The 19797-nt window shown below is 74.1% G+C and carries 22 protein-coding genes; 8 read left to right on the top strand and 14 right to left on the bottom strand.

Annotated elements, in window-relative coordinates:
- Positions 1–237 precede the first annotated feature (237 nt).
- From IF06_RS0104485 to IF06_RS0104475, 3 genes are all read left to right on the top strand, one after another.
- The gene (locus IF06_RS0104485) at positions 238–1209 is read left to right on the top strand and encodes an ECF subfamily RNA polymerase sigma factor, BldN family (protein ID WP_013288754.1); all 972 of its coding nucleotides are present in this window, start codon (positions 238–240) and stop codon (positions 1207–1209) included.
- A gap of 282 nt (positions 1210–1491) precedes the next feature.
- Positions 1492–2349 (top strand): DUF5667 domain-containing protein, encoded by an 858-nt coding sequence (locus IF06_RS0104480; RefSeq protein ID WP_013288755.1) that lies wholly within the window; start codon positions 1492–1494, stop codon positions 2347–2349.
- Between the two features lie 112 nt (positions 2350–2461).
- Positions 2462–3340, top strand: a complete 879-nt coding sequence (locus IF06_RS0104475; protein WP_013288756.1) for an HAD family hydrolase — start codon at positions 2462–2464, stop codon at positions 3338–3340.
- A 15-nt stretch (positions 3341–3355) separates the two neighbouring features.
- Here the strand turns inward: IF06_RS0104475 and IF06_RS0104470 are convergent, their stop codons facing one another.
- The 11 genes from IF06_RS0104470 to IF06_RS0104420 form a co-directional block, all read right to left on the bottom strand.
- The gene (locus tag IF06_RS0104470; protein ID WP_030269196.1) at positions 3356–4213 is read right to left on the bottom strand and encodes a lysophospholipid acyltransferase family protein; all 858 of its coding nucleotides are present in this window, start codon (positions 4211–4213) and stop codon (positions 3356–3358) included.
- A gap of 353 nt (positions 4214–4566) precedes the next feature.
- On the bottom strand, positions 4567–5640 hold the full coding sequence (locus IF06_RS0104465) for an NAD-dependent epimerase/dehydratase family protein (RefSeq protein ID WP_013288758.1): 1074 nt from the start codon (positions 5638–5640) through the stop codon (positions 4567–4569).
- Between the two features lie 119 nt (positions 5641–5759).
- Positions 5760–5861 carry a 30S ribosomal protein bS22 gene (locus IF06_RS32990; RefSeq protein WP_007465623.1) on the bottom strand — a complete coding sequence of 34 codons (102 nt, stop codon included), beginning with the start codon at positions 5859–5861 and terminating at the stop codon, positions 5760–5762.
- Between the two features lie 220 nt (positions 5862–6081).
- Positions 6082–6291, bottom strand: coding sequence for a helix-turn-helix domain-containing protein (locus IF06_RS0104455; protein ID WP_013288759.1), 210 nt, complete (start codon positions 6289–6291; stop codon positions 6082–6084).
- Positions 6292–6504: 213 nt separating this feature from the next.
- Positions 6505–7689 (bottom strand): ABC transporter permease, encoded by a 1185-nt coding sequence (locus IF06_RS0104450; RefSeq protein ID WP_030269194.1) that lies wholly within the window; start codon positions 7687–7689, stop codon positions 6505–6507.
- Positions 7686–8555: an ABC transporter ATP-binding protein gene (locus IF06_RS0104445; protein WP_013475149.1), complete on the bottom strand. Its 870-nt coding sequence runs from the start codon at positions 8553–8555 to the stop codon at positions 7686–7688. Before IF06_RS0104445 ends, IF06_RS0104450 begins: the two co-directional genes overlap by 4 nt.
- Positions 8552–9949 (bottom strand): efflux RND transporter periplasmic adaptor subunit, encoded by a 1398-nt coding sequence (locus IF06_RS0104440; protein ID WP_030269192.1) that lies wholly within the window; start codon positions 9947–9949, stop codon positions 8552–8554. The genes IF06_RS0104445 and IF06_RS0104440 overlap by 4 nt, the downstream gene beginning before the upstream one ends.
- 28 nt (positions 9950–9977) lie before the next feature.
- Complete coding sequence (locus tag IF06_RS0104435; RefSeq protein ID WP_030269189.1) at positions 9978–11522, bottom strand: hypothetical protein; 1545 nt, start codon at positions 11520–11522, stop codon at positions 9978–9980.
- A gap of 116 nt (positions 11523–11638) precedes the next feature.
- A complete protein-coding gene (locus tag IF06_RS0104430; protein ID WP_030269187.1) occupies positions 11639–11974 on the bottom strand; it encodes a YrdB family protein in 336 nt (111 codons plus the stop codon).
- Positions 11971–12540 carry a TetR/AcrR family transcriptional regulator gene (locus IF06_RS0104425; protein ID WP_030269185.1) on the bottom strand — a complete coding sequence of 190 codons (570 nt, stop codon included), beginning with the start codon at positions 12538–12540 and terminating at the stop codon, positions 11971–11973. The genes IF06_RS0104430 and IF06_RS0104425 overlap by 4 nt, the downstream gene beginning before the upstream one ends.
- A complete protein-coding gene (locus tag IF06_RS0104420; RefSeq protein WP_030269183.1) occupies positions 12533–13327 on the bottom strand; it encodes an alpha/beta fold hydrolase in 795 nt (264 codons plus the stop codon). The genes IF06_RS0104425 and IF06_RS0104420 overlap by 8 nt, the downstream gene beginning before the upstream one ends.
- A 77-nt stretch (positions 13328–13404) precedes the next feature.
- On the opposite strand from IF06_RS0104420, the gene IF06_RS0104415 reads away from it, so the two are divergent.
- A complete protein-coding gene (locus IF06_RS0104415) occupies positions 13405–13809 on the top strand; it encodes a VOC family protein (protein WP_030269182.1) in 405 nt (134 codons plus the stop codon).
- A gap of 1 nt (position 13810) precedes the next feature.
- On the opposite strand, the gene IF06_RS0104410 is transcribed toward IF06_RS0104415, so the two are convergent.
- Positions 13811–14731 (bottom strand): proline dehydrogenase family protein, encoded by a 921-nt coding sequence (locus IF06_RS0104410; RefSeq protein ID WP_013288767.1) that lies wholly within the window; start codon positions 14729–14731, stop codon positions 13811–13813.
- A 117-nt stretch (positions 14732–14848) separates the two neighbouring features.
- On the opposite strand from IF06_RS0104410, the gene IF06_RS0104405 reads away from it, so the two are divergent.
- The 3 genes from IF06_RS0104405 to IF06_RS0104395 are packed head-to-tail and all read left to right on the top strand — an operon-like array spanning position 14849 to position 16878.
- Positions 14849–15124, top strand: coding sequence for a hypothetical protein (locus IF06_RS0104405; RefSeq protein WP_225319763.1), 276 nt, complete (start codon positions 14849–14851; stop codon positions 15122–15124).
- Between the two features lies 1 nt (position 15125).
- Positions 15126–16292 carry a glutathionylspermidine synthase family protein gene (locus tag IF06_RS0104400; RefSeq protein ID WP_013288769.1) on the top strand — a complete coding sequence of 389 codons (1167 nt, stop codon included), beginning with the start codon at positions 15126–15128 and terminating at the stop codon, positions 16290–16292.
- Positions 16293–16311: 19 nt separating this feature from the next.
- Entirely contained in the window at positions 16312–16878 is a 567-nt protein-coding gene (locus IF06_RS0104395; protein ID WP_013288770.1) for a CGNR zinc finger domain-containing protein, read from the top strand.
- Positions 16879–16935: 57 nt separating this feature from the next.
- Here IF06_RS0104395 and IF06_RS0104390 read toward each other — a convergent pair whose 3' ends face one another.
- Positions 16936–17742, bottom strand: coding sequence for a sugar phosphate isomerase/epimerase family protein (locus IF06_RS0104390; RefSeq protein ID WP_013288771.1), 807 nt, complete (start codon positions 17740–17742; stop codon positions 16936–16938).
- Between the two features lie 75 nt (positions 17743–17817).
- Positions 17818–18762: a Ppx/GppA phosphatase family protein gene (locus IF06_RS0104385; RefSeq protein WP_013475139.1), complete on the bottom strand. Its 945-nt coding sequence runs from the start codon at positions 18760–18762 to the stop codon at positions 17818–17820.
- Positions 18763–18836: 74 nt separating this feature from the next.
- Here IF06_RS0104385 and IF06_RS0104380 point away from each other — a divergent pair, with 74 nt between their 5' ends.
- On the top strand, positions 18837–19643 hold the full coding sequence (locus IF06_RS0104380) for a hypothetical protein (protein WP_030269172.1): 807 nt from the start codon (positions 18837–18839) through the stop codon (positions 19641–19643).
- The last annotated feature ends 154 nt before the right edge of the window (positions 19644–19797 follow it).

Here is a 19797-nt window from a genome sequence, read left to right as displayed (position 1 = left end):
TGTAACGGACTTGCCACGCGTGGGTGACGTTGGCCCTATCATCACTCGGGTCGGCTCACCCCATTTGCCGTGAGTCGACACCCCTCAGCCCGAGGAGGCCCCCGTGCCCGTGAGCGCATTGGACCAGCACCTCAAGGGGATCTGCCGCCCGCCGGCACGTCCCGACCCGGCCGTGCCCGACCGGGTGTTACCCGGTCCTCCGGCGCGGTCACTGTCCGCTCAGCCTGGGGAGGCGCGGTGACCACCTTCGGTTACGCCGAACGACCAGCTGGTGTCACCGGCCCGGCCCAGCGCAACCCGCTCAACGAGCGCGCGGACCCCGGCCCCCGGGGCACCGACGGCCAGCTCGCGGTACGCGGCGACGGGCGGCGCGTCCGCAGCCGCGCGCACCACACGAACGAGGCGCCGCCCCGCCCCGCGACCCCGGGCGGCAACGCGAAGCCCGCGACCGGCCGCCTGGGCAGTCCGACCCGCCCGACCATGCCGGCCCAGGCGCGACGCGGCGACGCGGCGACCGGGGCCGAGCCGTCCGCCGCCGAGACCGCGGTCCTGCCGGCGGTGACCACCGGCGACACCGCCGTCCTGCCCGCCGTGCCGGCCGCCGCGCCCGCCACCGGCTTCCCCAGCCGCCCCGACCCGTCCGACCCGGCCACCGAGGTGTGGACGCTGGTCGAGCGCGCACAGGCGGGCGAGTCCGAGGCGTTCGGGCTGATCTACGACAGGTACGTCGACACCGTCTTCCGGTTCGTCTACTTCCGCGTCGGCAACCGCCAGCTCGCCGAGGACCTCACCTCCGACACGTTCCTGCGGGCGCTCAAGCGGATCGGCAGCTTCACCTGGCAGGGGCGCGACCTCGGCGCCTGGCTGGTCACCATCGCCCGCAACCTGGTCGCCGACCACTTCAAGTCCGGGCGCTACCGGCTGGAGGTCACCACCGGTGACGTCCTGGACGCCGACCGGGAGGACCGCGGACCCGAGGGCAGCCCCGAGGCGGCGGTGGTGGAGCACATCACGAACGTCGCCCTGCTCACCGCCGTCAAGCAGCTCAACCCGGAGCAGCAGGAGTGCATCGTGCTGCGGTTCCTCCAGGGCTTCTCGGTGGCCGAGACGGCCCGCTCCATGGGCAAGAACGAGGGCGCCATCAAGGCCCTGCAGTACCGGGCGGTCCGGGCGCTGGCCCGGCTGCTGCCCGACGGCTTCCACTCCTGACGGTCCCGACCCGGCCGGCGCACGACGCCGGGCGGTGTCGCATGCCCGACGTACCCCCACCCGCCCCTCACTCCCGGTGATTTCGCCGCCGCCCCAGCCGTAACCGGCGACCGGCGCGGTCCGTTTCTCCGGGTGCGACCAGTGGTTGTCCCGGCGTCCCCCGGGCCACCCGGTCCGGCGGGTCAGGTCGGCCGTTCCGGTCGGCCCTGGGCCACACGCTGCCACCGGTCGCTGGTGAGGACGACGGCCGCCCGGCCGTGACCAGCGAGAGGGGGTGCCGCGGTGGACAGCGACCTCTTCTCCCGTCGGCGAGCCGAGCGCTTCGCGCAACTCCTCGACGAGGCCAACGGCGGACGCCGGCACCACGTCCGGTCCAAGGCGGACGGTGAACTCACCGCACTCGTCGAGGTGAGCCGTCGGCTCACCGCCGAGCGGCCCGACGTCGAGGTGGACGCCGAGTTCCGTACCGGCCTGCGGGCGATGCTCGTGGCCACCGCCGAACGCGAGGGCGTCGGCGCTCCGGCCAGGACCGCCACCTCCGGCGTACGCGGTGCGCTGCTTCCCGCCATCACCGGCCGCCGGGCGCGGGCCCGGGGCGCGATCCTGGTCGGCGTGGCCGCCGGGGCGGTCGCCCTCTCCGGTATCTCCGCCGCCAGCGAGAACGCGCTGCCCGGCGACGCCCTGTACGGCATGAAGCGCTCCACCGAGCGCGCCCAGCTCGCGCTCGCCAGCTCGGACATCAGCCGAGGCCAGCTCTTCCTCGACTTCGCCCGCACCCGGCTCGACGAGGCCGCCTCGGTGCGCGACGACCGCATCGGTTTCAGCGCCGTCCTGGACGACATGGACGCGGACACCCGCCAGGGCGTACGCCTGCTGACCACTGTCGCCGCGCAGCGCTCGGACCCGACGGCGCTGGACGCGGTGGACACGTTCCTCGCCGGCCAGCGCCGGGTGGTCAGCGGCCTGCTCGACCGGCCCGACCACGCCGACCGGGACCGCACCCGCCGCTCGCTGTCCCTGCTCGACGCGGCGGGCAAGCGCGCCGACGCGCTCCGCGAGGCGATCGCCTGCGGGCTGCCCGCGCCGCAGGCCAGCGACATGCTCGGGCCCGCTCCGGCCACCTGCCCGGCCGACCGCTGAGCGGCGGACGCCTACCGCGCCACACTTCTCCCGGCGGACACCCGGCCGTCACATCGTGCCGGATACGCTCGACGAGGAGGGCGTACGCCGTCGTCGAGGCAGGGAGGTCGCCGTGGCCGGGAGCCGGAAGGTGACCGTCAGCACCGACGCGCACGGGCACACCGCGGGCTGGTCGGAGACCCCCTCGGCACCGGCGACCACAGTCACGCCCGACCCCACCGCGGCCGCGTTCTTCGACGTGGACAACACGATGATGCAGGGCGCGTCGATCTACTGGTTCGCCCGCGGGCTGGCCGCCCGGAAGTACTTCACCACCGGGGACCTGGCCCGGTTCGCCTGGCAGCAGGCACGGTTCCGGCTGCTCGCCACCGAGCACGCGGGCGACATGTCGCAGGCCAAGGAGGCCGCGCTCGCCTTCGTCCAGGGCTGGCGGGTCGACGACATGGAACGCCTCACCGACGAGATCTTCGACGAGCTGATGGCGCCGCGCATCTGGGCCGGCACCCGTCGCCTGGCCCAGCGTCACCTCGACGCGGGCGAGCGGGTCTGGCTGGTCAGCGCCGCCCCGGTGGAGATCGGCCGGGTGATCGCGACCCGGCTCGGCCTGACCGGCGCGATCGGCACTGTGGCCGAGGTGGTCGACGGCGCGTACACCGGGCGGCTGGTCGGTGACCTGATGCACGGGCCGGCGAAGGCCGAGGCGGTCACCCAGCTCGCCGCCGTGGAAGGGCTGGACCTGGCCCGGTGCGCGGCCTACAGCGACTCGGCGAACGACCTGCCGATGCTCCGCGCGGTCGGCCGCGCGGTGGCGGTCAACCCCGATCCGGCGCTGCTGCGGCAGGCCCGCGAGCAGGGCTGGGACGTGCGCGACTTCCGCACCGGGCGCCGGGCCGTACGCATCGCCGTGCCCTCCACCGCGGCGGCCGGGCTGCTCGCCGGCGCGGTCACGGCCGGTCTGGCGCTGCACCGGCGCCGCCACCGCGACGCCTGATCGGCGCGACCCGGCTCAGGGTCCGAACGGGTCCGGCCGGCGTTCGAGCAGCTTGTGCAGCGTCTGCTGGATCGTCTCCCGCACCTGGTCGGCGAGGTTGAACACCACGAGCGGGTCGTCCGCCGCGTCACGCAGGTGCGCGGTCGGGATCGGCGGGCAGAACTCGATCAGCCACTTGCTCGGCAGCGGCACCATGCCCAGCGGCCCCAGCCAGGGGAACGTCGGCGTGACCGGGAAGTACGGCAGTTTGAGCAGCCGGGCCAGCGGCTTGATGTCGGCGAGCATCGGATAGATCTCCTCGCCGCCGACGATCGCCACCGGCACGATCGGCGTACCGGTGCGCAGCGCGGCGGAGACGAACCCGCCCCGGCCGAAGCGCTGGAGCTTGTAGCGGTCGGCGTAGAGCTTGCCGACGCCCTTGAAGCCCTCCGGGAACACGCCCACCAGTTCCCCGTTGCCGAGCAGCCGCTCCGCGTCCGGGTTGCACGCGACGGTGCCGCCGGTCTTGCGCGCTATCTCGGAGACGACGGGCATCCGGAAGACCAGGTCGGCGCCGAGCAGCCGCAGGTATCGGTGCGCCGGGTGCCGGTCGTGCAGCGCGGTGGAGAGGATCAGCGCGTCGAGCGCCACGGTGCCGGAGTGGTTGCCGACGACGAGACCGGCGCCCTCGTCGGGCACGTGCTCGATGCCGCTGACCTCGGTGCGGAACCAGTCCCGGTAGAGCAGCCGGACCAGCGGGTGGACCACCGCGTCGGTCAGGTCGGGGTCGAAGCCGAACTCGTCGACCTCGTAGTCACCGGCGAGCCGCCGCCGCAGGAACGCCAGCCCTTGGGCCACCTTGCGGTCCCAGTGGTCCCCCGGACGGTCGGCCACGGCCGGACCCGACGGCGCGTTCCCGGTCGGTGCCTCGTCCGCGGGGGCCTGCTGCACGACGGCCTTCTTGGCGACGGCCTTCTTGGCGACGGCCTTCTTCGCCACGGCCTTCTTCGCGACCGTCTTCTTGGCCACTGTCTTCTTCGCCGGCTGGTGCGGCGTGGCCGGAACGCCCGCGCCGGCGGCGGCGCCCGGCTCGTCGGCGGAGGTGTCCGGCTCGTCCGGCGGCGCCGCCGGGCGGGCGGACGGCGCGGTCACCCGGCGGTGCCCGTTGCGCCGCGCGGGCTCCGCGCCCGGATCCGGCACACCCAGCGGTACGTCGTAACGCGCGTCACGCCGCTCGTCGGGGCTGCTCACGAACGCTCCCGTACGGTCGAGCGGACCTGCCGGATGCTCTCCAGCACCAACTGCTCGGCGGCGGCGAGCTGGTCCCGGGTGACCACGACGCCGCCGTGGTGGGCGCGGATGAAGTCCTCGAACGCGGCGGCGGTCGAGCGGGGCGTGAAGCCGTACTCCCGCTCCAGTCGGCTGGTGTCCACCACCCGACCGTGCACGAAGAGGTCCACCTGGTCCAAGCCGTACCGGCCGAAGCCCAGACTGCGGGCGACCGCGGCGACCCCGGCCAGGCCCGGTTCCAGCACCGGCACCGCCACCCGGCCGGCCCGGCGGATCGCCTGCGACAGCGACAGCACCCCCGGCCCGGCGACGTTGTACGTGCCCGGGTGATCCTCGGCGACGGACCGGTGCAGCACCTCCAGCGCGTCGTCGAAGTGCACGAACTGCAGGCGCGGATCGCGGCCGAAGACGGTGGGAACCACCGGCTGGGAGAAGTAGCGGGTGAGCGTGGTGTCGGCGGCGTACCCGATGAACGGCGCGAAGCGCAGCACCGTCGCGGTGACGTCGGGCCTACGGCGGCGGAACCCGCGGACGTACCCCTCGATGTCGAGGATGTCGCGGCCGAAACCGCCACGCGGCACCTCGCGCGGCTCGGTCTCCTCGGTGAAGACGGCCGGATCGCGGAACGACACCCCGTACGCGGCGGTGGACGAGCGGACCACGAGCTTGCGCAGCCGGGGCGCGCGCTGCGCGGCGGCGAGCAGCTGCATGGTGCCGATGACGTTCTGTTCCTTCATCCCCGCCCGGCCGCCCTGCTGCGGGTCGGGGGCGGTGACGAGCGCCAGGTGCACCACCGTGTCGACGTCGAGGTCGTGCAGGAGGCCGCCGAGCGAGTCGAGGTCCAGACGGATGCGTTCGACGTCGGAGAGCAGGTCGGTCAGCTCAGGGTTGGGTGGTGCCGGGTCGACCCCGATGACGCGTTCGATCCGCTCGTCGGCGGCGAGCCGGGCGGCCACGTGGGCGCCGAGCCAGCGCCCGACCCCGGTGACGACGACGACCCCCGGGGCACCGGAGGTGTCACCGGGGGTCATGTCGTGCGCCTAGCGCGGCAGGCGGGATCGAGCCGGGACGTCCGCGGCCTGATCACCTGAGCCTCCGAGGGTCGACAGTTGGCAAGTGGTGCCGGTGCCGGGCTGCTGCCCGGCCCCGGTCACTTGCCGAGACGGCGACGCTGGACGCGGGTCTTGCGCAGCAGCTTGCGGTGCTTCTTCTTAGCCATGCGCTTGCGGCGCTTCTTGACCACCGAGCCCATACGACAGCCTTTCGATGCAACGTGCGGGGCGGACCGGACGGCACCACCACGGGTGGCGCCGTGACCGCTTGCGGACAACGGACCGGACCAGCGTGGTGGGCAGGGCACACCAGAGAGCGGTCACGGTCGTGGCCCAGCCTAACCGGAGTGCGTCAGCAGGACCAACGCGCCCCCGTCGATGCCCCTTTTCGTCGCACTCGGCGGACGGTGCGCCGAGGGCTCAGGCGGACTCCTGGAAGGCGCCCCGGAGGTATTCGTGCACGGCGTGCTCGGGCACCCGGAACGACCGGCCGACCCGTACCGCGGTCAGCTCACCGCTGTGCACGAGGCGGTAGACGGTCATCTTGGAGACCCGCATGACCGTCGCCACCTCGGCGACGGTCAGGAACCTGACATCCGACAGCCGTGCGTCGGACTGCGACCCGGCCATGGCTCACCGACCCATTCCCGTGCCCGGCGCGTGTCACCGGGCAGGTGTTCCCGCCTCGACGAGCGACGCGCGTGTAACCAGTACGGTAGCGGGACGGCTGTGACCTGCGCGATCCCTTCCACCCTTTGATCATGGCGAGACAGCCGTTCACCCGATGTCCACCAGGGCTTTTTCGCCCGGACGGGTGTCTCGTCCGATCCGGGCGACCGCCGTCTACTCGGCGCGCAGCGCCACCACCGGGTCGAGCCGTCCGGCCCGCTGCGCCGGCACCACGCCGAAGACGATGCCGACCGCCGCGGAGACGCCGAACGCCAGCGCCAGCGACCACCAGGTGATCGCCGCCGGGATCGGCGAGAACGCGTCCACGAGCAGCGCGGTGCCCACGCCCACCGCCATCCCGGTCAGGCCGCCGACCGAGGTGAGCAGCACCGCCTCCAGCAGGAACTGCACGCCGATGTCGCGGGGGCGGGCGCCGACCGCCTTGCGCAGGCCGATCTCGCGGGTCCGCTCGCGTACCGAGACCAGCATGATGTTGGAGACACCGACGCCGCCGACGAGCAGCGAGATGCCCGCGATGGCGGCCAGCACGCCGGTCAGCACACCAAGGATGTCGCCGAGCACGCCGAGGATCTGCCGCTGGGTGACGGCGCTGAACTCGGTGTCCGGGTGCCGGCGGGACAGTTCCGCGACGATCCGGTCGCCGAGCTCGTCGATCCGCTCCCGGTCCGGCGCCTTCACCGCGATGCCGTCGATGCGCTGGGTGCCCCACAGCCGTTGCGCCGCCGTCACCGGTACGTGCACCTCGTCGTCCCGGTCCACGCCGAGACTCTGCCCGAGCGGGGCGAAGACGCCGATCACCCGGAACCGCACCCCGGCCAGCGTGACCTGCTGACCGAGCGGATCCCGATCGGGGAAGAGCGCGCGGGCCACCGAGTCACCGAGCACCGCCACCCGGCGGCTGGTGTCCACGTCCGCCCCGGTGAGGTAGCGGCCCCGCGACAGCGACCTGGTGAACACCGACGGGGTGGTCTCCAGGACGCCCTGCACAGTGGTGAAGTCGGACCGGTTGCCGGCCCGTGCGGTAGCGCCGGAGGCCACCGTGACGGCGACCCGGCCGGGGTCGCCGACCACCCGGGAGACCGCATCGGCGTCGCTGAGGTCCAGCGGCGAGACCACAGGCGCGTTGCCCACCTCGATCCGGCCCGGCACCACCAGCAGCAGGTTCGAGCCGAGCCCTTCGACCTGCTGCTCGACCTGCTGCTTCGTGCCGGTGCCGATGGCCACCAGGATCACCACCGAGGCCACCCCGATGATCACCCCGAGCATGGTCAGCAGGCTGCGCATCCGGTTGGCCCGCAGCGCGTCCGACGCCACCCGCCACGCCTCGGCCAGCCTCATCCGGCGTCGCCCCGCTGACGGCCGCCTGCGGCGCGCGGAAGGCGCCCGGTGGCCCCGGTGGCGCCACCGGGGCCACCGGGCGGGTGCCCCGGGCCGCTTCCGGACGCGGACCGGGGCTCCGCGCTGGGAGCGGGGTCCAGTGTCGCAGGTACGCCGGAACCGTCCGACGCCGGTCGATCATGAAGGCTGTCGGACCGGATGAGCCCGTCCCGTACCGCGATGCGCCGGTGTGCCCGGGCGGCCACCTCCTGGTCGTGGGTCACCATCACCAGCGCCACCCCGGACTCGGCGTTCAACTGTTCCAGCAGCTCCAGCACCGCCTCGCCGGTGGCGCTGTCCAGGTTGCCGGTCGGCTCGTCGGCGAGCAGCACCGCCGGTTCGGTGACCAGCGCCCGGGCGATCGCCACCCGCTGCTGCTCACCGCCGGAGAGCTGGTTGGGCCGGTGGTGCAGCCGGTGACCGAGCCCCACCCGGCCCAGCATCGCCGCCGCCCGCTCCCGCCGCTGCCGCGCCCCGACACCCCGGTAGACGAGCGGCAACGCCACGTTGTCCACTGCCGACGTACGGGCCAGCAGATGGAACGCCTGGAACACGAAGCCGATGGTCTCGTTGCGCAGCGTCGCCAGCTCCGGCGCGGTGAGCGTGGTCACGTCCCGCCCGCCGATCACCAGCCGGCCGCCGCTGGGCCGGTCCAGCCCGCCGAGCAGGTGCATGAGCGTCGACTTGCCCGAGCCGGACGGCCCGATCACCGCCACGTACTCGCCCTGGTCGATGGTGAGCGACACCCCGCGCAGCGCGGACACCGAGACACCGTCCAGCTCGTACGTGCGCCAGACGTCGACCGCCTCGACCGCCGGTACGGTCACCGCAGTTCCTGGCCGTCGCGCACCTGGTCGGCGCCGCGCACCACCACCCGGTCACCGGCCCGTACGCCGTCGACGATCTGCACCAGGTCCTGCCCCTGCACGCCCACCGTCACCGGCACCCGGTCGGCCCGGCCGTCGCGCAGCACCCAGACCGCGTCCCGCCCGTCGGTGGAGAACACCGCCGACGCCGGCACCGCCACCGCGTCGGCGGCCTCCCGCACCCGCAGCCGTACCACGGCGTTCATGCCAGGCCGTGGGGCCGGAGCGGCCTCGGCCTCACCGAGGCGGCCGGCGCCCAGGTCGAGGCGGACCCGGTAGGTGACGCCGCCCCGCGCCGAGCTGGTCGGCAGCACGTCCACCGACCGCACAGTCGCCTCGTACGTCGCGCCGGTCACCGCGTCCAGCTCGACCGACGCGGCCACCCCGGCCCGGACCAGCAGCACGTCGGTCTCGTCCACCTCGGCGAGCAGGCCGAGCCGGCCGACGTCCACCACGGTGAGCACCGGCGTGCCGGCGGTGACCCGGCCACCGGCCGGGATCGCGTCGTCCACCCCCGGCGGCGGGCCACCCTGCCCGCCCGTGCCGAGCGCCGACGGGTCGAGACCGGGCACCGCCGCGCCACCCGCCGCGCCGAGCAGCCCGGCCAGGTCGGCCGGCCCCGCCGACCGGGTGCCGCCCGGCTGCACCACACCGGCGATCGGCGCGCGCAACGTCAACGCGTCCACTGTCGCCTTCGCCAGGTCGTACGCCTGCTGGGCCTGGAGTCGTTGCGCGGACGACAGCGCGCCGACGGCGCTGTTCAGGCCGGCGACCCCGCGCTGCACCTGGGCCACGGCCCGGTCGGCGGCGCGGGCGGCCGACTCGTACTGCCGCTGCGCCGACTGGACCTGGAGCAGCAGCGCGGCGCGTACCTGCGGATCGCCGACCTTGCCGGCGGCGGCGCGGGCGGCGGCGAACGCCTCGTCGGCAGCCCGGTCGGTGCCGCGCCGGCTGCCACCCAGGTCGCCGGTGCCGGTGCCCCGCCCGGCCCGCTTCGCCGCACGCAGCGCGTCCCGCGCCTTCGCCAGGCGGTCCCGGGCCGACGGCGAGTCGATCACCGCGAGCACCTGCCCCCGGGTCACCCGCTGCCCCGGCTGCACCCGCAGACGTGCGAGCGTGCCGTCGGCGGGTGCGGTGAGGGTGGCGGCGGCTCGCGCGGTGACTGTGGCCGGGGCGTCGATCACCTCGCTGACCGGCGCGCGGCCCACCTCGGCGACTGTGACCGCCGGGGCGTCGTCGCCGCAGGACGCGGCGGTCGTGCCGGTCAGCGCGACGACGGCGAGCACCGCTGTGACGAGACGGGGGCGGCGGGCCGCGGGCAGCCGCGGCGAGGGAGTGCGGGCCACCCGGCCCATGCTACGACCCGTCGACAGGCGTCGACGTTCAGCCGACGACGGCCCGCACGTAGGCCACGCAGTCGTCGTGCAGCATCGACCACGGGTCGCCGAACACCTCGTCGGCGGCCTGCTCCGGGGTCCGTCCCTGGTGCACCACAGCCCGGTAGAAGTCCAGCATCCGCTGCTCGCCGTACCTGTCGACCAGATGGCGTACGGCCAGGTAGCCGACGCCGTACGCGCCGCCGACCCGGTCGTCGCTCGCGTCGTCGGCGGGCGCCACCGCCTCCAGCCGCCCGGACCAGCCGCCGCGCAGCAGGTCCCGCACCTCGGTCAGGCCGTCGTAGCGGTGTACGGGCTGGCCGTCGGCACCGGCGTACTCGGCCAGCCCCTCCACCAGCCACCAGTCCGCGCGGTCGGCGTAGCCCCGGTCGGGCAGCGAGGCGGCGTGGGTCAGCTCGTGCCGGAGCAGGTCGTCGAGGCCGGCCGGGGTGACGATCTGGGCGTTGAGCACCACGTCGTGGCGTCCACCGCCGACGCCCACCGCGTAACCGGCTGTCCACTTCGGCCGCCCGCCTCCGTACCAGCGCTGCCACTCGCCCTTCCCGGCGTAGTAGACGAGGTACCGGTCCGGCGGCCGGCCGCCGATCGCGTACCGGTCCGCGGCCCGGGCGGCGGTCTCGGCCTGGGCGAGCAGGCCGGGCAACTTGCGCCGCTGGGCCGGCGTGGTGGCCACCACGACCCGCTTGCCGACCGTCACGGCCAGGTCGTTCGCCTGCCACGGCCGTACACCGGCCGGGTCCGCCTCGGACGGTTCCAGCGCGGTCAGCCGGGGTTCCTCCCCGGCCAGCCGCCAGCGCGCACCCAGCTCCACAGTGCTCGGCGCACAGTCCGGCACCACGAAGCAGTAGCCCACTGTCACCGTCTGCCGCCACTCCCCCGGCCGCCCCTCGACAGCCTCCGGCACACCGTCCGCAGCCGGCCGCCAGGTGGTGACCCGCAGCGCCCGCAGCGCCGCGTACCGGCGGCTCAGCGCCGGCCGGGCCGCCGGCTCGGCGACCGCGAGGAAGCCAGCCCGGTCCGCGCCGACGAGGGCGGCGGCCTGCCGGTCCAGCAGCGCGAGCATCCGCTCGCCGAGCCGCCGCTGCGCCGCCGTGCCCGGGTCGGCGTTCGCGGCCGACCGCCCGGCCGCATCAGGCGCCGACTCCCGCAGGAGCACGCCGGGCACGGCGCCCGCCACCAGGCCGAGCGCGAGTCCGAGCGCGGTCCAGAGCGGCCACCGCCGCCGTTGCCGCACCGTCCGCGTCGGGTCCGGCTGCGCCAGGGGTACGGGGTACGACGCCGGACCAGCGGCGGGGTGCGGCAACGACGCCGCATCCGGTGCCGGTGCCGGTGCCGGTGCGATGGTGTCGACGGCGGCGTCCACGCCGGCGGAGGTGGCGGCGTTTTCGACGCGGGTGTCGTCGGCGCTGACGTCGGCGGCGGCGCTGACGTTGGCGGCGCTCGCGTCGGCGGCGCGGTCGGCGGCGGCGGTGGGGCGAGGCTCGTCGCCGTCCGTCGTCCGGCCGGGAGGCTGCTCGTCGCCGTCGGTCACCGGCGAAGGGTACGACCAATCGGGCGTTCCGGGAAAGAGTCCCGCCACGGTTCCGCCCCGCCGAGAGATCTTGGTACGAAAGCGCCCTGATGGGGGCCGTTTCGTACCAAGATCTCTCAGATCGGGGTGCCGGTCAGCGTCAAGGCCGTCTTGTCGGCTGCCCAGAGGGCCACCAGGGCGACCGCCGGCACCGTGTGGCCGGCCAGGGTCAGCAGCACGCCGCCGGTGAGGAAGCAGGCGGCCTGGACGGCGAGCTTGGCCGGGTCGGGCAGCGCCACTGTGGCACGCGGCGAGCAGAACAGACCCCACACCACGGCGATCACCAGCGGCGTGCCGAGCCCGGCCAGCAGGCGTACCGGCCAGCCGGTGCCGAGCGTGAAGCCCCAGTATCCGGCCGAGCCCAGCAGGGCCAGTTCCAGCAGGAAGATCGCGCCGAGCAGCAGCGCCTTCATCGGTTCTCCCAGGAGAGGTAGGCACGGTCCAGACCGGCGACGAGTTCGCCGAAGGAACGGTCGGTGTCGCGGGGCAGCCCGAATCCGCCCGCCGCCTCCAGGGCGACGAAGCCGTGCACGGCGGCCCGGAACATCCGGATGGCGTCGGTGGCGGCGTCGCCGTCGAGGCCGTACCCGAGCAGGATGGCGCGGACCGCGCCGACCGCGCGCTGCCCGGCGGCGAGGTGTTCGGGGTCGGCCGGGTCGGGCGCCCGCTGGGCGGCCGGGTAGCGGCCGGGGTGCTGCCGCGCGTACTCCCGGTAGGCGGCGGCGACGGCGCGCAACGCGTCGCCGCCGGAGCGACCCGCGGCGGCGGCCGTGAGCACGTCGGCGATCTCGGCGGTGGCGAGCACCGCGAGCTTCTGGTGCAGCGCGTCCGCGCCCCGGACGTGCTTGTAGAGGCTCGGCAGCGCGACACCGAGCCGGGCGGCGAGCGCGGCCAGGGTCAGCTTCTCGTAGCCGACCTCGTCGGCGAGCGCGGCGGCCTCCCGCACGACAGTCGCCGGGGTCAGACCGGCCCTAGGCACGTGCGGTCACCGCCAGGAACTCGACCAGGTCGGCGGCGGTGGCGTCGGGCTGGTCGGCGTGCGGGTAGTGCCCGGAGTCGGCGACCATGCGCGCCTCGGCGACGGCGAACAGCCGGCGGGCGGCCCGCGCCTCGGCGCCCGGGTCGGGGAAGTCCGGGTCCTTCGTACCCATCAGCACCAGCACCGGCCGGCGCACTTCGGGCGCGCGGGCGGTCCAGTGCGGGTCGGCCGGTGCGATCACGCCGCGCACCGCGGCCATCCGGCCGCGCAGCTTGGCGACCAGCTCCTTGCGGTACGCGGCGTCGTCGGCCGGCCGCCCGCAGGGGAACAGCGTGCGGTGGAACAGCCCGAACAGCCGAGGGCTGCGCAGCACTGCCGCCTGCGCCACACGCATCAGCGGGTTCGGCTTCGGCGTGCCGACGAACGGGCTGACCTGCACGATGCCGCTCACCAGGTCCGGTGCCTCGGCGGCGGCGAAGACCACGGCGGCGGCGCTGGAGGAGCTGCCGACCAGGGTGGCGGGCTCGCCGCCGAGCGCCCGCACCACAGCGAGCAGGTCGCCGCCGACCTGCTCGGGGGCGTACGTGGGCCAGTGCGGGCTGGAGTCGCCGTGCCCGCGTACGTCGACCGAGGCGACCCGGTAACCGGCCGCGACCAGCCGGGGCGTCAGGTGGCGGAAGGCCGCCCGGTTCTCCCCCATGCCGTGCGAGAGGACCACGAGCGGTCCCGACCCGTGCACCTCGTACGCGATCGTGCCGCCGTCCCGCGCCACTTGGCTAACCGTCATAGCCGTAAAGCTAATAGCATTAGCCAACCACCGTCAAGCTTGACCTCAACCCGGGATGAGGTCGCACGATCCCGGGCATGCCGATCACCGCCGACACCCACGTACGCCTCGCCCGCCCGAGCCGCGACCTCGCCGCCGCTGAACGGTTCTGGACGCAGGGGCTGGGCCTGGACGTGCTCTACCGGAGCGAGGGCGGTCACGCGGACGAGCACGACCTGGTGATGCTCGGGCTGCCCGGGGCCGGCTGGCACCTGGAGCTGGTCGGCGGCGCGACGCTCGCGGTCGAGCCGCGTCCCACCGGAGAGGACCTGTTCGTGCTCTATCTCGACGGCCCGGCTGACGACGAGCTGGTCCCGAGACTGGAACGGGCCGGCGGGACCAGGGTCTCCGCCGGCCCGTACTGGGACAGGTGGGGTGTCACGTTCGCCGACCCGGACGGCTACCGCCTCGTGCTGTGCACCCGGGCCTGGTCGAACGACTGACTCACTTCTTCGACAGCACCGCGCGGCCGAAGAACGCCAGGTTGGCCGGGCGCTCCGCGAGCCGGCGCATCAGGTAGCCGTACCACTGGTCGCCGTAGGGGACGTACGTCCGCACCGTGTAGCCCTCGCCGACCAGGCGCTGCTGCTCCTCCGGGCGGATGCCGTAGAGCATCTGGAACTCGAACCGGCCCGGGTCGCGGTCGAACCAGCGCGCCCGGTCCTCGCCGATCGCGATCAGCCGCGGGTCGTGCGTGGCGAGCATCGGGTAGCCGTCGCCGGACATCAGCACGTTCATGCAGCGCACGTACGACTTGTCCACCTCGCGGGCGGACTGGTACGCCACCGACTCCGGCTCCTTGTACGCGCCCTTGCACAGCCGCACCCGCGACCCGGCCGAGGCCAGCTCCCGGCAGTCCGACTCGGTCCGCCGCAGGTACGCCTGGAGCACCGCGCCCGTACCCGGGTGGTCCTTGCGGAGCTTCGCCAGGATGTCCAGCGTCGAGTCGGTGGTGGTGTGGTCCTCCATGTCGAGCGTGACAGTGGTGCCCGCCGCGTCGGCCGCCGCGCAGATCGCCCGCGCGTTGTCGTACGCGAGCTGCTCGTCGAACATCTGGCCCAGCGCGGACAGCTTCACGCTGACCTCGGCGGCCGGGGTGAGCCCGGCGGCGGCGAGGCGGCTCAGCAGCGTGAGGTACTCGTCCCGGGTGGCGTTCGCCTGTTCCGGGGTGGTGGTGTCCTCGCCCAGGTAGTCGAGGGTGACCGCTTGGCCGTCGGCGACCAGCTCGCGGGTTGCGCGCAGCGCGTCGTCGGTGGCGGCGCCGGCGACGAACCGGCGGACGACGTCCCGGGTGAACGGGGCCGTCGCGACGAGCCGCTCCACCTGGGTAGACCGGGAGGCGGCGAGGATGACGGAACGGAGCATGAGCCGAGCGTAACGCTCACCACCGGGCCCTCGCCGGGTGCGTCCGAGGCCCGTTCCCTCCCGCCCTCCGACCGGCCCGGGCACCCCCGGCTGGCGGGGATCGGCTACAACGTTCACGTGGATCGACGACACCCCCGGCGCCGGCTCCGCTCGGCCTCCGTGCAGCTCGGCGCGCTGACCGCGCTGGCCCTCGCGCTCTCCGGCTGCAACAACGGTTACGACGACGACGATGACGACTGCGCGCTCGGCCCGGCCGGCGGAGGTGGCGACACCGTCGCGGTCGCCCTGCTCGTGCCCGCACCGGCCACCGCCGCGCGCGGCGAACCCGCCCCGACCGCCGCGCTGCCCGAGCGCGGCGGCTTCGGCACCCACCTCGCCTCCTGCGGCGGCTGACGTGCGCCGCGAGGCGAGCACGCCGCGCCCCGGCTGGGACGAGACCATCCGGGCCCAGGGCCTGGTGTACGTGGACACCGAGCTGCCCGACGGCGAGATCATGTCGTACTGGGACGAGACTGCGGCGTACTCCTTCACGCTCGACGAGGTGCTCCGGCTGGAGGAGGCCACGGAGGAGCTGCACCGGATGTCGGTGGCCGCCGCCGAGCACGTGGTGGCCCGCCGCCGGTACGCCGAGTTCGGCATCCCCGAGTGGGCCGCCGAGGCGGTCGCCCGCTCGCTGCGGGAGTCCCCGCCGACGCTCTACGGCCGGTTCGACCTCTGGTACGACGGCAGCGGGCCGCCGAAGATGCTGGAGTACAACGCCGACACCCCGACCGCGCTGGTCGAGGCGAGCATCGTGCAGTGGTACTGGCTGGAGCACACCCGCCCGGACGCGGACCAGTGGAACAGCCTGCACGAACGGCTGGTCGGCGCGTGGGCCAAGATCGGCGCCGGGCTGCACGAGCCGAGGGCACACGTGCTCTGGTCCTCCGAGGAGGAGTCGGGCGAGGACCAGATCACCGCCGGCTACCTGGCCGAGACGGCCCGCCAGGCCGGGCTGGACGTGACGCTCATGCCGATCCAGCGGGTCGGCTGGGACGGGCGACGTTTCGTCGACGCCGACGACCGGCCGATCACCACCTGCTTCAAGCTCTACCCCTGGGAGTGGATGCTGGCCGAGCCGTACGGGCGGCCCGCGCTCGACCCGGGCACGCCCACCACCTGGATCGAGCCGGCCTGGAAGCTGCTGCTGTCGAACAAGGCGCTGCTGGCGGTGCTCTGGGAGATGTACCCGGGGCACGACTACCTGCTGCCCGCGTACCTGGACTCGCCGCGCGGCATGACCGAGTACGTGGCCAAGCCGCTGCTCGGCCGCGAGGGCGGCTCGGTACGCATCGTGACCGGCGACACGGAGATCACCAACCCGGGGATCTACGGCGACGAGGGCTTCTGCTTCCAGGAGTTCCGCGCGTTGCCCGAGTTCGAGGGCAACCGGACGGTGCTCGGGAGCTGGATCGTGGACGGCGAGTCGGCGGGCGCCGGGGTCCGTGAGAGCGAGAGCCTCATCACTGACGGTTACGCGCGGTTCCTGCCCCACTACATCGACGCACCGCGTGTGCTCTGAGTCGTCTACCGTTGGTGTCGTGAACTTCGACGCGTACGCCCGGACCGGGGTCGAGCTCGTCAACGCCCGGCTGGACGACCTGGACGGCCTGCGGGCCGTCTTCTCGGACGAGCAGGGCTGGATGCGCGACGAGGTCGCGGAACGGGACCTGGCGATCTTCCGGCGGGCGCAGAAGCGCCTCCGGGACGTCTTCGAGTACGGCACCTCGGGCCGGGACGCCGACGCGGTCTCCGAACTGAACGCGATGCTGGAGGCGTTCCCGGTGCAGCCGCGCATCTCCGGGCACGACTCCTCCGACTGGCACATGCACGTGACCAGCCGGGGCGCGTCGGTCTCCTCCGAATACCTGGCCGGCGCGGTCTGGGGCCTGTCGGTGTGGCTGTGCGAGTACGGCAGCGCCCGCTTCGGGGTCTGCGCCGACGACCGCTGCGGCAACGTCTACCTGGACACCTCGTCCAACTGCTGCCGACGGTTCTGCTCCGAGCGCTGCGCCACCCGCTCCCACGTGGCAGCGCACCGGGCCCGCAAGCGGGCCGCGGTCGGCGAGCAGGCCGTCCCGGCGCAGCCGCTGTCCCCGGTGAGCTGACCTCCGCAGCGCTCCGGCCGCCCTTGCTCGAACGGCGGCCGGGGCGGCGCGTGCCGGTCAGACGTCGACCGGTGAGGGCGCGGTCAGGTTGGCCCGGGCGAACTCCAGCGACTCCCGCAGGTCCGCCTCCCGGACCGCGCGGCTCTTCGCGCCCCGGGTGGTCACCTCCACCGCCACCGAGCCGGTGAACCCCCGCCCGGCGAGCGAGCGGAGCATCTCCGCGCAGGGCTGACCGCCGCGACCGGGCACCAGGTGCTCGTCGCGCCCCTCGCCGGTACCGTCGCCCAGGTGCACGTGCGCCAGCCCGGAACCCATCCGGTCGGCCATCGCCATCGCGTCGGTGTGCGAGGCCGCGCAGTGCGACAGGTCCAGCGTGTAGGAGGCGTACCCGATCTCGGTCGGATCCCAGCCCGGCGCGTACGGGACGAACTGCCGCCCGGCCATCCGCACCGGATACATGTTCTCCACCCCGAAGTGCAGGCCGCCGAACTGCCCGGCGATCGTGTCGAGCCCGTCGGCGAAGGTGCGCGCGTAGTCACGCTGCCAGGTGAACGGCGGATGCACCACGACAGTGGGCGCCTCCAGCGTCTCGGCCAGCTCGGCGGCCTTGCGCAGCCGCTCCCACGGGTCGGGGCTCCACACCCGCTGGGTGACGAGAAGGCACGGGGCGTGGACCGACAGCACCGGGACGCCGTAGTGCTCGGCGAGGCCGCGCAGCGCGCCCGCGTCCTGGCTGACCGGGTCGGTCCAGACCATCACCTCGATGCCGTCGTAGCCGAGCTCGGCGGCGAGCTGGAACGCCGCCGCGGTCCGTTCGGGAAAGACCGAGGACGTGGACAGGAGCACCGGAACGCGGTAAGTCACACCTCCGAGGGTAGCTCCAACCGCCAGCGAGCATCGGGACGAGCAACCGCAAAGCAACCCAGAGCGCTCGTACTGTCACATCGGCGCGAGCTGATCCAGCCGGCGCAGGATGACGCCCTCCCGCAGCGCCCACGGGCAGATGTCCACGCAGTCCACGTCGAGGCGCCGCATCACCGCCTCCGCCACCACCGCGCCTGCGAGGAGCTGGTGGGCCCGCTGCGCGCTCACCCCCTCCAGCTCGGGCAACTGGGCCGGTGGGATGTGCCTGATGAACCCCAGCACCTGCCGCAGGCCGGTACGGGTCAGGCTGCGGCGCGCCCACAGACCCGCACCCGAAGGCGCGGCGCCGGCCAGCCGGGCCAGCGTGCGGAACGTCTTCGAGGTGGCCACCGGACGCTCCCAGCCCACCGCTGTCAACTGCTCCACCACCGGGTCGAGCTGCGCGTTCACGTACGCCCGCAGTTCCTCCACGGCCTCGGCCGACGGCGGCGCCGTGCCGGCCGGATCCACGGCGAGCCGCTCCCGGCTGAGCCGCCCCGCGCCGAGCGGCAGCGAGATCGCCACGTCCGGGTGCTCGTCGATGCCGGCGGCCAGCTCCAGCGAGCCGCCGCCGATGTCCATCGCCAGCAGCCGCCCTGCGGACCAGCCGAACCACCGCCGCACCGCCAGGAATGTCATCCGCGCCTCGTCCGCGCCGGAGAGCACCTCCAGGCGTACGCCAGTCTCGTCGCGGACGCGCGCCAGCACGTCGGCGGCGTTCGTGGCGTCGCGGACCGCACTCGTCGCGAACGCCAGCAGATCCTCGGCGCCCAGCCCGTCAGCCGCCGCCCGGGCCATGCCGACCGCCTTGACCAGGCCGTCCGCGCCGCCGTCGGTGAGCGCGCCGTCCGGCCCGATCTGCTCGGCCAGCCGCAGCACCACCTTCTCCGAGTGCGCCGGCCAGGGATGGGCGCCGTGGTGGGCGTCGACCACCAGCAGGTGCACCGTGTTGGAACCGACGTCGAGGACACCCAGTCGCATGGGGAAGACCCTAGGGCCAACACGTTTCGTCGGCTCGGCGGCCGGGCGGGGTCACCGCGCGTACGCTGGTCCGAGTGACAGGGCAGATCGAGCTTCACGTGCTGGTGGACGACCCCGAGGACCCGCGCAGCCGCGAGGTCGGGCTGGACTTCCCACGGGAGTGGATCGAGTTCGTCGACCCGGCCGACGCGAAGCACGTCGTCCGCGCCGACCTGACCTGGTTGCTGTCCCGCTGGACGTGCATCTTCGGTCAGGGCTGCCACGGCATCATCGCCGGGCGCGCCGCCGACGGGTGCTGCTCGCACGGCGCGTTCTTCACCGACTCCGACGACGAGAAGCGGGTCCGGGCGGCGGTGAAGCGGCTGACGCCGGAGACGTGGCAGCACTTCCGGCGCGGCTTCAAGAACTGGACCGAGAACGACACCGTCGACGGCAAGACGCCGGCCCGGCGTACCGCCACCCGCGACGTCGACGCCCCGTGCGTGTTCCTCAACGACGCCGACTTCCCCGGTGGGGGCGGCTGCGCGCTGCACGCCCAGGCGCTGCGCGACGGCGTGCACCCGCTGGAGTACAAGCCGGACGTCTGCTGGCAGTTGCCGGTACGCCGCGACCAGGAGTGGCACAAGCGGCCGGACAACACGAAGGTGCTGATCTCCACGCTGGCCGAGTTCGACAGGCGCGGCTGGGGCGCCGGCGGGCACGACCTCGACTGGTGGTGCACGTCCTCCACCGATGCGCACGTCGGCGCCGAGCCGATGTACGTCTCGTACGGGCCGGAGCTGACCGCGCTGATCGGCGCGCCCGCGTACGCGAAGCTGGCCGGACTCTGCGCCGCCCGGCAGCGCCAGGGTCAGATCGCCCCGCACCCCGCAAGCGAGTGAAGGCCGGCACCCCGTTGGTTCGGGGTGCCGGCCTTCAGCTGGTCTTGCTTGTTGGTCTCAGCTGTTCCAGTGCTGGGCGACGAGGTCGGCGGCCTGCTGCTCCCACTGGGCGTAGTGGTCCGGGTAGGCCGACACCTGGACGGTCTGGGCGGCC

Source organism: Micromonospora globosa (assembly GCF_000717585.1).
Classification (GTDB): Bacteria; Actinomycetota; Actinomycetes; order Mycobacteriales; family Micromonosporaceae; genus Micromonospora; species Micromonospora aurantiaca.
The sequence above is the reverse complement of the archived record's forward strand: the minus strand, read 5'-3'. Positions and strand labels throughout refer to the sequence as shown.

Coding starts and splice junctions, on each gene's coding strand:
- IF06_RS0104465 (WP_013288758.1), bottom strand. CDS start 5,640: ATGACCCCCGGTGACACCTCCGGTGCCCCGGGGGTCGTCGTCGTCACC.
- IF06_RS32990 (WP_007465623.1), bottom strand. CDS start 5,861: ATGGGCTCGGTGGTCAAGAAGCGCCGCAAGCGCATGGCTAAGAAGAAG.
- IF06_RS0104455 (WP_013288759.1), bottom strand. CDS start 6,291: ATGGCCGGGTCGCAGTCCGACGCACGGCTGTCGGATGTCAGGTTCCTG.
- IF06_RS0104450 (WP_030269194.1), bottom strand. CDS start 7,689: ATGAGGCTGGCCGAGGCGTGGCGGGTGGCGTCGGACGCGCTGCGGGCC.
- IF06_RS0104440 (WP_030269192.1), bottom strand. CDS start 9,949: ATGGGCCGGGTGGCCCGCACTCCCTCGCCGCGGCTGCCCGCGGCCCGC.
- IF06_RS0104430 (WP_030269187.1), bottom strand. CDS start 11,974: ATGAAGGCGCTGCTGCTCGGCGCGATCTTCCTGCTGGAACTGGCCCTG.
- IF06_RS0104420 (WP_030269183.1), bottom strand. CDS start 13,327: ATGACGGTTAGCCAAGTGGCGCGGGACGGCGGCACGATCGCGTACGAG.
- IF06_RS0104415 (WP_030269182.1), top strand. CDS start 13,405: ATGCCGATCACCGCCGACACCCACGTACGCCTCGCCCGCCCGAGCCGC.
- IF06_RS0104410 (WP_013288767.1), bottom strand. CDS start 14,731: ATGCTCCGTTCCGTCATCCTCGCCGCCTCCCGGTCTACCCAGGTGGAG.
- IF06_RS0104385 (WP_013475139.1), bottom strand. CDS start 18,762: ATGCGACTGGGTGTCCTCGACGTCGGTTCCAACACGGTGCACCTGCTG.